The sequence below is a fragment of the uncultured Candidatus Kuenenia sp. genome, from assembly GCF_900696675.1.
GTDB lineage: Bacteria > Planctomycetota > Brocadiia > Brocadiales > Brocadiaceae > Kuenenia > Kuenenia stuttgartiensis_A.
On sequence record NZ_CAADGZ010000094.1, the window covers coordinates 1 to 13,613 of the forward strand.

The window sequence follows — 13,613 nt, forward strand, 5'->3', positions numbered from 1 at the left end:
ATAATTCCATCAACTTATTCATAAGTAGTGTCCTCCAAATTGTCTGATTACTATTTACGAGGATACTACTATACTTTATAATAAACTAAAAATCACCTTTTTGGTTGCGGCCAAAGGCCGCGCTAGGATGGCTAAATATTATAAAAAAACCTGTCGACCTTAGGGTAAATACCTGTTCGTACGTCTCTGCAGGTCTATTTAGATACATTGAAATGAAGGTTATCCCGTCATGAGATGACAGTTTAAGTACTACATGTCGACCTGCCGGGTTTTTTACATAATGAGAGGTAGACGAGCAAAATGGCCATTTTTCATACGAAAAAAAGTCATAAGTCTCTGTATTATTTGTACCCACAAAACTGGTCTCATTGCACCTATAAGGAATTGAAACTGACAGGACTCGAACCTGTATCTATCGGTTAACAGCGTCTCATTGCACCTATAAGGAATTGAAACTTTCATTAACTTTAATTTCCATTTTCATGTTATTTTGTCTCATTGCACCTATAAGGAATTGAAACCAACTTGGAATTTGCTATATGGAATTCTTTTTTTAGTCTCATTGCACCTATAAGGAATTGAAACATAGTTTCAGCAACTTCTTTACACAGGGTTATAAATGTCTCATTGCACCTATAAGGAATTGAAACAGTTTTATTATGTGATAAAGAAGAAGTTGGTGGCATGTCTCATTGCACCTATAAGGAATTGAAACGTGCCAGTGCCTTATGCCCTTCCCACACTTCTTTAAGTCTCATTGCACCTATAAGGAATTGAAACCTGTCAATATCGTTTTGAGTAGGCTTTTCTCCGATAGTCTCATTGCACCTATAAGGAATTGAAACATGCCTTTGTGCCTATGCCAGAGCGCAATCGTGCCGTCTCATTGCACCTATAAGGAATTGAAACAAACGAAAAACGATAGATAGTTTGTTTCTCCGTACTGTCTCATTGCACCTATAAGGAATTGAAACATCTTCTAACCCTTTGTTTATTTCAAATCCTGAAGAGTCTCATTGCACCTATAAGGAATTGAAACTAAAAGAGACTAAAGGACAAGGACACCAGGACATCAGGGTCTCATTGCACCTATAAGGAATTGAAACAATTCTGTACTGCGTCTTGCATGGTTGCAATAACATGTCTCATTGCACCTATAAGGAATTGAAACGGCTTTGACGATTTATACACAGATTGAGCAAATTCCGTCTCATTGCACCTATAAGGAATTGAAACTAGTACCATCGCTCCATAGTACCATCGCTCCAGCTTGTCTCATTGCACCTATAAGGAATTGAAACGGCTTTAGCCGTGGGGTTTCTGACTGGATATTTGTCGTCTCATTGCACCTATAAGGAATTGAAACCGAAGAAGCAATAAAGCTTTTTGAATATAGAAAAGGGTCTCATTGCACCTATAAGGAATTGAAACGGGATAAGGCACAAAGGCACAAAGGCACAAAGGCACGTCTCATTGCACCTATAAGGAATTGAAACCTTTTTATTCCCTTCATTATTTTAATTGTTTTGGGGGTCTCATTGCACCTATAAGGAATTGAAACTAGTACCTTAGTACCAGCGTATCAGGGTTAGTACCTTGTCTCATTGCACCTATAAGGAATTGAAACGTATATTAATACCATGCCTCCGCGCTATATCGTGCGTAGTCTCATTGCACCTATAAGGAATTGAAACGTGGCAAGTACAGGCCGGGGCTTTCGTGGTTATAAATGTCTCATTGCACCTATAAGGAATTGAAACATCAACTTTTGGGGTTCCCAATTCAGGATTCATCATGGTCTCATTGCACCTATAAGGAATTGAAACCGGATTAAACCGAGTATAACTTCACGGACTGCATCGTCTCATTGCACCTATAAGGAATTGAAACTGTTAATTCCGCGATCATGTGAGGAGGTACGCGAGTCTCATTGCACCTATAAGGAATTGAAACATAAAAGAATATTTATAAGCCACAACGCCCTTTGCGTCTCATTGCACCTATAAGGAATTGAAACGTATGTTGGCATAATCGGCGATTTCTCTTATTACTGGTCTCATTGCACCTATAAGGAATTGAAACTTATTTTGTTTTGGGGGTACATGAACGGAGGATTTGGTCTCATTGCACCTATAAGGAATTGAAACAAATCAAAGAGGCTGTTTTCGGCGTGAAAGCCATCACGTCTCATTGCACCTATAAGGAATTGAAACACAGAACTAAACGAAAAAGGCGAGCCAAAGGCAACAGTCTCATTGCACCTATAAGGAATTGAAACGCAGATGGGACAGTAATGGCAACTTTGGTCTCGGGTCTCATTGCACCTATAAGGAATTGAAACAAACTTCTCGCCATCTGAAACAAAAAGCGATTCTGTGTCTCATTGCACCTATAAGGAATTGAAACAGATCAAGGATGTAGCAGGAGCAGTTGGGATCGAACAGTCTCATTGCACCTATAAGGAATTGAAACTTACTGTACCATGTGCGAAGCATTGCACGCATATCGGGTCTCATTGCACCTATAAGGAATTGAAACGAATAATTTAGGATTAACAAAAACTGCCGGGCATACGTCTCATTGCACCTATAAGGAATTGAAACTATCGACCAAAGAAATGCCATACAAAAATTAATTAAGTCTCATTGCACCTATAAGGAATTGAAACTTCGTCCACCTCCTTACTGCCTCCGGCTAACGGGATGTCTCATTGCACCTATAAGGAATTGAAACTTGTCTGGTGGCGGTGATGCTGCTAGTTATACTGATGTCTCATTGCACCTATAAGGAATTGAAACGGTCTATAAGTAAAAATAGCCCCCGTATTACCGGTCTCATTGCACCTATAAGGAATTGAAACCCCTTTTAATTTCATCCATACTTACGAAATGTTCATCGTCTCATTGCACCTATAAGGAATTGAAACGTACTTGCTACAGGCAATTTAATAAAATCTGTTTCAAGTCTCATTGCACCTATAAGGAATTGAAACCCCTTTTAATTTCATCCATACTTACGAAATGTTCATCGTCTCATTGCACCTATAAGGAATTGAAACTGCAAATTTATTGAGGGTAAACAATGCAATTATTAAAGTCTCATTGCACCTATAAGGAATTGAAACTTGGTGATTATATAGGCGTTGCGGATGGTGTTGTGGAGTCTCATTGCACCTATAAGGAATTGAAACTTTTTAATATCGATTATCTTAGACAGTTAACACATGGTCTCATTGCACCTATAAGGAATTGAAACGCATGAGGATATTATATAAAACAGGGAACGAAGCAGGTCTCATTGCACCTATAAGGAATTGAAACGTATACATGGTTCTCTCAGTTTACATTTTGTGTCACGTCTCATTGCACCTATAAGGAATTGAAACGGAGTTACGCTTATACAAGGCGAAGGATTAGGCTTGTCTCATTGCACCTATAAGGAATTGAAACAATCATAAATCGCATTGCCAATCACAAGGTCTAATGTCTCATTGCACCTATAAGGAATTGAAACTTTGCCTTCCCCTAATCCTTCCTCTCTGCCTTTTGCGTCTCATTGCACCTATAAGGAATTGAAACAAGCATGACGAAGTGGAAGTGTACGAAGCCGTGAAAGTCTCATTGCACCTATAAGGAATTGAAACGTGCACAAACCGACTGCGCGCATTTCAGCGCAAGCGGTCTCATTGCACCTATAAGGAATTGAAACACATAAAAGCTACCGGCGAATTACCGCCAGGAGTTACGTCTCATTGCACCTATAAGGAATTGAAACTATTTCTCTGAAATCCTTGTTTTCAACCCACCTTCAAGTCTCATTGCACCTATAAGGAATTGAAACGGGATATAAGATTATAAGGGGGATAACATTATAAGGGTCTCATTGCACCTATAAGGAATTGAAACGGAGGAAAGAGGCAATTATGAGTTACTGGGGATTCCCGTCTCATTGCACCTATAAGGAATTGAAACATTGAAGAATTGACTAAGAGAAATGGGGACTATTACGTCTCATTGCACCTATAAGGAATTGAAACCACCCAATAACTATCTTTTTGAGATATAATTACCGGACAATCGTCTCATTGCACCTATAAGGAATTGAAACCTTGCAAAGCAAGTTTTAGAAGATTCATATATCCCCGTCTCATTGCACCTATAAGGAATTGAAACGTCGGTATCAACGCCCTTGACATGGGGACAATTTCGACGTCTCATTGCACCTATAAGGAATTGAAACGATCAAAAAGTTGATGTGTCGGTCGCGCTTAAACTCCGTCTCATTGCACCTATAAGGAATTGAAACGAAAAATAAGCCGGCTTAGAGCCTGAGTCTCTTTGCGTCTCATTGCACCTATAAGGAATTGAAACTTTAAAAACCATTCTAAATCTTGTTTCCCAGAAATGTCTCATTGCACCTATAAGGAATTGAAACCACATACACATTGTGTTCTGATACCGAGCCGCAAAGTCTCATTGCACCTATAAGGAATTGAAACCTATCACGGGCAATTCTAAATTGTTCATCGACGCTTGTCTCATTGCACCTATAAGGAATTGAAACTAACATCAATACAGTAATCTAAACGAGAAATATTCCCGTCTCATTATTGAAACATGGATGTCAAGAATAAGGGAAAAAACTAATGTCGCGTCTCATTGAACCAGTTGTTTAAGATGTCTATTTTCTCAACTTGACGGTGCCGCTATGTCTATAAACGTAATAATGGCAACGGCTGTAGTGCGCCAGAGTTCCTGTCCTGTGTTTTAATAATACCATTTATAGCCGTTGCCAACATTTTTTCCCCCTTTTTGTTGAAGGGTATGGTGCGGTAAAATGCAAAATTGTGTATTATGCATATGGTATTGTTTTATTTTCGTTTCAAACCAAAAGTTCATCACAAACAAAGCGAAACTGAATTATCAAAAGAGGCAAAAACGAGAATGCCTTGAAAAGCCTGAATGCGCTGTTAGAATAAAGATGTTTCGTAAGTATTTAAAAAATCTTAAGACACATTAAAAACCTTGAAAATAAATACGCACTATTTACAAATAATTGCCAAAATCCTTACTGAAAAGCTGAGGCGCTGGAAGAATTATTTACCGGTAATAAACCTCATATTGCTTGTCAGCTTTTTAGGCATGGTTGGCATAAGTGTGCTTTTGGTATATAAACCTCCTGAGGATACGATAAAAAGGAGTGATTTTATTGAAAAGGCTCCCGACAATAAAAAACAACTGACGTTTCTCGACAAGGATAAAAAAACGATTGATGATTATGAAACGCTATTGTCGAATAATCCATTTTCTCAGGACCGCAGTGATTGGAGGCCCTCAGAAAAAAAAATCAAAACCGCAATCGCAAAGAGAGATCCCTTGCCTAAAAAAGAAGAACCCATACCGAAAGTTGAAGAACAAAAACCAAAAGGCAACCCAAAACCGATTAAGCTGTTTGGTATTTTAATACTCGGTGATGTGAAAAAGGCACTGATACTCAATCCTGATCGTGAAAAAAATAAAAGTGCTTATATTTTTATAGAAGAAGGGGAGTCGATTGTTGACTACAAGGTAAAGAATATTGAGAAAGACAGGATTAAGCTCGATTGGTATGGACAGGAGCATGTTGTTGTCATGAGGGCAAACATTAGAAAATAAATAAAAATTTAGTTTTTTGAAAAATTCCAATAATAGAGATGCTTGCTGCATAGTGTAGGGGCGAAGCATTTGTTATAAATTGTCATAAATGCGTTCATACCTAAACTGGCAAATGTTTCGCCCCTACTTTTTAAAAAAACTAAATTGTTATGAAAATAAATAGTGATGAGTACATTCAGATATAAATTATTAACCAGCTCCAGCAATATAGTAGAAGGCGAAAAAGAGGCCGAAAACAAAACAAGCTTAATAAGCGACCTCCGTAAGTCAGGGCATATTATTTTAAATATACATCAGATAAACAAGGGAAAAAAATTTGAATTATTTTTTAAACGGGTAAGTAAAAAGGCTGTTTTACCGTTTACGCAGGAATTGGCAACGCTGCTTGAAGGCGGCATTCCAATTGATAAAAGCCTGTCTATTTTGTTGTCGGGACAGGGAAAAAATGCAATGAAGAGTGTTATTGAAGATTTGTTGAATGGGATTAAGTCGGGAAAGTCATTCACAGAGGCGCTCAAAAATCATGAAAAATTATTTTCCAGTATTTACATCAGCATGGTGCGTGCGGGAGAAGAAGGGGGCGTCTTGCCGCAGGTTTTGAAAAGATTGGGTGATTTTCAGGAAAAATTGCAGAAAACAAAAGGTGAAATTATCTCGGCAATGATTTACCCTTTGTTGTTAAGCAGTACAGGTCTCTTGTCGATTGGGGCTCTCATTGTTTATGTTATCCCTAAATTTTCTCAAATCTTCGAAGGGATGGGCATTTCACTGCCATTCTCAACAATGGTACTTATGGGAATGAGCCAATATGGTATAAAATATGGCTGGATTTTTATTGCGATGATTATGGCGTTATTTTTCATATATAAAAGGGCGATGAAGGATAATACTACTGCTGCCAAAATAGATCAGAAAAAATTGAAATTGCCTCTCATGGGAAATCTGTTATGGAAAATGCAGATATCCAGGTTCGCGAGAACGATGGGTACATTGTTAGAAAACGGTGTTCCGTTGCTGAAGTCTTTAGATATTGTCAAAGATGTTTTGTCAAATAAGCATCTTTCTGAGATACTCGTCGGTGTTAAGACAAATGTAAAAGAAGGCGCAGGTATTACCGTTTCACTTGCGGAGAGAGGTTTTCTGCCGGAAATTGCAATCCATTTGCTCAAGGTAGGTGAAGAAACAGGGAAACTGGACCGGATGCTTCTTAAGGTTGCGGACAATTTTGATGCGGATGTAGAAGGCCGGATGAAACGTCTCGTGACGATGGTGGAGCCTGTGCTTATATTGCTCATGGGGGCAGTCATTGGTGTTATTGTTATCTCTATGCTTACCGCAATTCTTAGTGTAAATGATATGAAGTTCTAAGGTACCTTCTCAATAAGTTGCGGTAAACAACTCCCTTGCTCCCTTTATTAATGTGGAATACTGTACTTCCCGGTCCACAATCTGTAATCTGCAATCTGCCGACTGCCAAGTGCTACGGTATAATAAAAAATTCCAAGTCTCTTAACCCTCTCTGTGAATGGTTATAATGAAAGAATGCTTCCTGTCGATAATAATCCCCGCTTATAATGAAGAGGATAGAATCTTACCTACCCTGGAAAGTGTTTGTGCCTTCCTTTCTAAACAGGAGTATCATTCTGAACTTATTGTGGTGGATGATGGTTCTGTTGATAATACCATAAAAAAGATAAACGAATTTTCACATGCAAACAAGAGTGGCATAATCCTTTTGAAAAATAAGAAAAACAAGGGTAAAGGTTATTCTGTAAAAAGGGGTATGCTGGCGGCAAATGGCGAGTATGTTTTTTTTACCGATGCCGATCTCTCTACGCCAATAGAAGAGATTGATAAATGTTTGCCCTATCTTAAAACAGAAGGCTATGATGTGATTATCGGGTCGAGAAGCATTTTTGGAGCGGATATAATAATACATCAGCCATGGTACAGGGAAAAGATGGGCAAAATCTTTAATTGTATTATCCGGTGGCTATTAATGGGGGGGGTGGTAGATACGCAATGCGGATTTAAGGGGTTTAAAAGAGACGCAGTGAGAAAGGTCTTTGAAAAGTGCAGAATAACCGGGTTTGCATTTGATGTTGAGGCGCTCTATCTTTCCAACAAATTTCATTTTAAGATGAAAGAAATACCGATCAAATGGCGGAATTCCACGCTAAGCAAGGTAAGTCCTGTAAGGCATTCATTGCAAATGCTTAAGGATATTATAGTGATAAAAATAAATGATTTGAAAGGCTATTACGGCTAGTCTGCAACACTTTGTATTTTTGAAAAGGTAGAGGCGAAGCATTTGCCCGTTTGGGCGTGAACGCCTTTATGACAATTTACGGCAAATGCTTCGTCCCTACCTTGCGATTATTGAAATTTTTTAAAAATACAAAGTGTTACGCTAATCCGGTTTTTTGTGAAAGAATATATCGCCTGGAATCAACGTTTCTTGCCCGCCAGGCGGTTTCCATAATAACGCCATAATGGCCCCGCCTCCAATATCAAAATATTGAATCCTGATAGCATGATACCCTTCTTCGAGGAACGTCGTTCCCGAAATATACCGCACTGCATGCGGCTCTCCATTATCTACCACAAGGTTTTCATCAAGGTAGACAAAAGACCCGTCGTCTGACCTTGTGGCAAATTGATAAACCCCGCTTTTTTGAATATGCAGATAGCCTTCCCATGCTATTCCAAAAGGAGACCGGTAGGGTTTTTTGGTCTCATCATTATACGTGAAAGAAATAGAGTCTTTTTCAATGGACGAGGAAAAAGGTTTTCCAATGCATTCAATGTTATAGTAGTACAGAGCCTTTAATCCCGGATCAAGCTCCTCTGCGGAGACGTTCAAAGGCAATCGCGTAGATGTTTCTCTCCCGGTTTCATGAGCAAAGGCACTATCATACAATCCTTGTTGTATGTAGGCGGTGATCCATACGCCCGGACGTAAAACAAACCGTTCGTTTTTGTAATTTCCCTTTAGTTTTCCCTTTAAATCACTCTCTCCCTTTTTATCCGCTAAAATAACGGGTGCGTTGGGATTATCTATCACTTTTCCCCAGAAATTTGCGTGTTTGTACTCCCTGAGATACCAGGGTAGCGGCCAGTAATCCTTTGAAACGATGTTTATCTCCATGTCCTTCCCGCATATGCCTGAAAGCGTTTCTAACCGGTCTATTAAATTATAAACATCTCTTTTTGTCTGAACATACACAAGCTCGTATCGCTCATCATCATAATTTACAAAGTTTAGCATGATAGATTGATAGCAGAAGAAACAAAAAACACCGGTGTATAGCGCGAAGAAAATTGCGTAATGCCATTTGCGTGTGATAATTTTAAATAATCCATTTATAAAAATGCCGGATAAGATTGCAATCGGAAGGGTAAGATTTATGATCAACCAGGGAGTTTTGTATGGTATGCATGAGTAAATGACATAGATAAGTACCGCCCATACGGAGGTAAAAACGGCGAATCTGTTTCTGTATCTGAATGAATAGTACACCCCGGCAATTCCCATAACCAGCATGGGAAGCTCAAATTTATAGAGTAATTTAAAATAATAAAAGAATGGCTTTGTATGGCCGCCTGCCGAATGAGTACCGGTTTTTGTCCATATCTTTAACGTAGTCAAAATGCCTTTTACGGCGTCGTAGTGAGTGAAAAACGATGAATAAAATAAAAAATTAATGAACAGAAACAGGCCGATGCAGATGCAGATTACGCGCCATTTTTGTATGCAGGTATTCGCAAAAACACTAAAAATATGTTTTATACATTTGATTCTCGTACCTCGGTGAAAAAGCAATACTTCATAACCATATGCGCAGACTAATGATATGATAAATACGGCAAATGTGATTATGTAGGTTTCTTTTATGGTAATGATAAAAGCGATGCTCGATGCGGCGAAATAGATATATCTGGATTTTCCTGTTTCCGAATAGAGAAAGAATGAGACAACAGTTGTCAGCGTAAAAAATATAAAATATGTTTCGTGGATAGTATCTCTCGAGAAAAAAGAATTAGAGGGGGAGATGGCGATGAGTAACCCGGCAGTGAGCAGGCCAATGTTCCCCATTCTTTTTCGTAAAGGATAAAGTGAGGCCACAACCATAATCCCAAATAAAACCGGCATAAGCCGGAACGAGAAATCTGTTTGGCCTAATACATAAAAAGGGATCAGCCCAATATAATAGAGGAAAGGGCCATGATAGTTTGCCGGGTCGTAACGATATTGATTCCTCTCAAACAGATTCCGCAGGAAAAAACTATTCACTCCTTCGTCGGAATGTAGCGGACGAATATCCAAATCCCAAAAACGGAAGAGCGATGCGATAAAGACAGGCACAAAAAAAGCAATGATTAATGGTATGTTTTGTTTTTTCATGGATGTTTTACAGTAATTTAAAGAAACGATCTACTAAATTATAGCTGATAGCTGATAGCCGATAGCCGATAGCCGATAGCTGATGGCTGATTGCTGCCATGAGCTATGAGCCATGAGCCATCAGCCATCAGCCATCAGCTAATTTATAAACAATTGTTACATTTCGTTCGCTTCGGATGATTCATTTTCATGAACTGAAAATCTTTCTACAGGTATTTTTACCACACTGCCGTCAGAATTCTTCCACAACAGTCTGAACACCGCTCCGCCTTTTTCATCGAAATACTTAATCTTAATTTTGTGTTTGCCTTTTTCGAGAAAAACAGAGCCGGATTTTTCCCGTACCATATGGGAACCGCCGTTGTCAATTATCAATGCATTGTTAATGTAAAGCCATGAGCCGTCATCTGAGGATAACACGAATGTATAAGTATCAGCAGTATCGATATTAATAAACCCTTCCCAGATAATACCAAATGGACTGTTAAAAAACTTTGCACTATTATTCGGCCAATCAAATTCAATTTCAGTGTCAATGTCTTCGTAAATGGGTTCGTCGTGCCACTCTATAGTATCATAGTATTTAACTGACAGCCCATTTTGCCGGTTTTTTAGGGTGTTCAAAGGCTTTTGGGGAAGTAAAGCCCGTGCGGGGATAACGGATTCCCTCCCCCTGGAGAGAGGTTTCCATGTAAGTTTTAAAACCGCTCCGCCTCCTTTATCAAAATATTTTATGACCATTTTGTGGACGCCTTTTTTCAGTGTAATAGTTTCTGATTTTGACTGCACCCTATGGACGCCACCATTGTCAATAAGGAGATTTTCATTTATATAAAGCCATGAACCGTCGTCCGATGCCAATGTAAAGGTATATTGACCGGCATTTTTGATGATAATGTATCCTTCGTATGCAATGCTAAAGGGGCTTGGCACAAATTTATCATCATCGTTTGCCCAGTTGAAATTGATATCAGCAGTGATTTCTTCAAAAACAGGGGCGCCTCTCCAATCTTCGTTGTCATAATATCGCACCGACAAACCGTTTTTTTTGACTATTATATCAGAAGTAAGATCAGGGGTGATTTTCTTGTTAAGATCGAATACCTGATAGCTTCGTGTATTGATAATACAGGTATAATTCTTTTTGAAAAAATCCTTGTTTGCATATTTTCTTTTTTCATGATGACCAATAATCGCATAATCGGCTTTGTATTTGTTAATAAGTGAAATGGCATTGGGTTTTCCTCTCAACATTGCATTAATATCGACTTCCCGTTCCCTGCCACCGCTGTGTCCATGACTCCAAACATGGCCCGGAAACCCCATAAAGGACTTTCGTCCAGTTAAAAATACCGGGTGGTTATGCACCGTTGCGTTGAGAAAAATTGCGTCGGCAGGAGTTTCATTGACAATCTGTTTGGCAAGTTCTATTTCTTCCGTGCTGAATTCCTTCCAGCCATTTATAGGGGCTATGGCAAATTTAAAAACATCGATAAAACCGGCGGCAATGAGGGAAAACGCGGAAAGGAAAAAAACGGTTCTTGAAAGGATCTTCAAACGTTTGTTTTCATAGAGATACGTCAATGCTAGCGCCGCCAAAGGGGTAACACCAAGGTACCAGTAAATAAGCATTTTTATATTGTCCCATGCCCACGGGGCAAATAGGAGGATGTTTGGTATTAAAAAAAGTATCAGAAATGTGAGCGGAAAATATTTTAAACGGCTTAAAGCAGTAGTGTTTTGTTTTAAAAAGAAGAGGACGCCCCCGCCGATTACAAAAAACCAGAATAGGCTCGTGTTTTTGATCCAGAACCACAGGAAATTTTCATCCCCCGCCATCCATCCGAATTGAAATTTAAAGAAACGTTCACTGTCGACATGACTGGAAAAATACCATACCTGCGGAAGTGAGAGTATAAAAGCCGGAAAAAAGAATAAAAACCATTTTCGCCAGTCCCAGTAAATTATTCCTAATGGTATTGTTACCATCAACATGGCAAGAAAACTATGGGTGTGGAAAAACGGCAATGCCCCGGCAACGACACCTGCAAATAAGAACTCCTTCCATTGCTTCTTTTGTATACCGGTGTAGAGGAATAAAAAAATGAGCATAGTAAATGGAAATCCGAAAAGGAAAGACCGCTGGGGTACATTGAGACAGGTCAACGGGGTAATCCAGTGATAATTTAATGGGGGGATTTTTGTGTAATTTTGCGGTAAATTAGAGAGAAATTCCCATATGCTGCCAGAGGTGTTCGCAAGGTCCTGAAAGAAATAGTAGAAACCAAATCCGCCGGATAAAAAGAAAATAAAAGTGGAAAGGGTTGCGGCGAGTCTTTTTTTCGTTATGCGATATGTAAAATAGTAAAGAATGCCGTAAAAGGAAATGGTTAATAGAAAACCTGGGATAAATAATATATTTCTGAAATTTAGGCCTGATTTGAGGAAAATAGCCGATAAGAAATCGGACAAAATGGGGTAAGTTAGCTTTTTGCCTGCAAAAGCCGGATCGAGAGGCGGAACGTTATCCCCCCACGCAAAGGAGGTAATGTACGCAAGGTGTAAAGGCAGGTCGCCGTAATTATTAGATAAACCTACATATATGCCGGTTTCTTTCCATATAATGGTGCGGTAAAACAGACGGCAGAAGATCACGGTAAAAAAGGCAAAAACGGCAATATGTGCAAAATATGACGTTTTATTCAGTAGAAAATCTTTTTTAATGTCCGTTGCTTCATAGAGTATTTTTAGTTTTATATCGCTACGGTTTATTATGAAAAATAAGATGCAAAATAACAATGATAGTGCTATGGAAAAATAGATACATATAAATTGCAGCTTCCAGATTAAAGAGAATAGATAGACGAGCCATGTTTGCAAACCTAACCCTATGGCAATTCCATATGCGCCCCTTTCAAAAAGGGAATATTTTGCTGCCAGAAAGTAGGTAACCAGAAAACCCGTTATGACGGAGACAATTATAAAGATAACGGCAAGTATCATAAGGTCGTGTAGGGAAGAAGGATAATTACTTAATTTACTATTCAATCAAAAGTAGAAACAGGTTAACATACAATAGAAATTCAGATTAAGCAATAAATTTTTAAAGGGGAGAACTACGGTGTTTTCCAGAAAGAGGCATTGCCGCAAAAGACGCTAACAAGTTAAGCATAAGCTGGCATAGCCGGAACCAAACAAGCAGGAAATAAAAAATACGAAATACGAAATACGAAACAAATTCGAATAACAAAGCATAAAATCCAAAACAAATCCAAAACATCCCTCTGCGTGCGATCACGCACAGGCAGGCAACAATATGAAACATGAAACGCGAGATACGAAAGATGCACTTGTTTAGAATTTCAAATCATTTTGTCATTAGAATTTGTTTCGGATTTCGGATTTCGTGCTTCGGATTTTACCATTAATTATTTTGCCAAAAAATGCAAAAAAATTGTAACTATTCAGCGTAAACGATACACGGCTCGTTCCCAAACTCCAGTTTGGGAATGCATTTGTTCGAGAAACTCCGGTTTCTCGCCTGTTTGCTGATA

At 38.8% G+C, this 13,613-nt stretch carries 5 protein-coding genes and 1 CRISPR repeat array; of the genes, 3 read left to right on the top strand and 2 right to left on the bottom strand.

Going from position 1 to position 13,613, the window contains the following annotated elements:
• Window positions 1-362: 362 nt before the first annotated feature.
• Window positions 363-4,563: direct repeats of the CRISPR family, unit length 29 nt; unit sequence GTCTCATTGCACCTATAAGGAATTGAAAC.
• A gap of 461 nt (window positions 4,564-5,024) precedes the next feature.
• The 3 genes from QZT26_RS12685 to QZT26_RS12695 all read left to right on the top strand — a co-directional run bounded on the left by QZT26_RS12685 (window position 5,025) and on the right by QZT26_RS12695 (window position 7,923).
• Window positions 5,025-5,654 carry a hypothetical protein gene (locus QZT26_RS12685; protein WP_295102596.1) on the top strand — a complete coding sequence of 210 codons (630 nt, stop codon included), beginning with the start codon at window positions 5,025-5,027 and terminating at the stop codon, window positions 5,652-5,654.
• A 165-nt stretch (window positions 5,655-5,819) separates the two neighbouring features.
• Window positions 5,820-7,022 (top strand): type II secretion system F family protein, encoded by a 1,203-nt coding sequence (locus QZT26_RS12690; protein ID WP_169704503.1) that lies wholly within the window; start codon window positions 5,820-5,822, stop codon window positions 7,020-7,022.
• Between the two features lie 166 nt (window positions 7,023-7,188).
• The gene (locus QZT26_RS12695; protein ID WP_157820322.1) at window positions 7,189-7,923 is read left to right on the top strand and encodes a dolichyl-phosphate beta-glucosyltransferase; all 735 of its coding nucleotides are present in this window, start codon (window positions 7,189-7,191) and stop codon (window positions 7,921-7,923) included.
• 141 nt (window positions 7,924-8,064) lie between these two features.
• On the opposite strand, the gene QZT26_RS12700 is transcribed toward QZT26_RS12695, so the two are convergent.
• Window positions 8,065-10,059 (bottom strand): flippase activity-associated protein Agl23, encoded by a 1,995-nt coding sequence (locus QZT26_RS12700; RefSeq protein ID WP_295102599.1) that lies wholly within the window; start codon window positions 10,057-10,059, stop codon window positions 8,065-8,067.
• A gap of 156 nt (window positions 10,060-10,215) precedes the next feature.
• Entirely contained in the window at window positions 10,216-13,107 is a 2,892-nt protein-coding gene (locus QZT26_RS12705) for a PA14 domain-containing protein (protein WP_295102602.1), read from the bottom strand.
• Between the last annotated feature and the right edge of the window lie 506 nt (window positions 13,108-13,613).

Excerpts from the sequence above, each read along its gene's own strand:
- QZT26_RS12690 (WP_169704503.1), top strand. The coding sequence starts at position 5,820 with ATGAGTACATTCAGATATAAATTATTAACCAGCTCCAGCAATATAGTA.
- QZT26_RS12695 (WP_157820322.1), top strand. The coding sequence starts at position 7,189 with ATGAAAGAATGCTTCCTGTCGATAATAATCCCCGCTTATAATGAAGAG.
- QZT26_RS12700 (WP_295102599.1), bottom strand. The coding sequence starts at position 10,059 with ATGAAAAAACAAAACATACCATTAATCATTGCTTTTTTTGTGCCTGTC.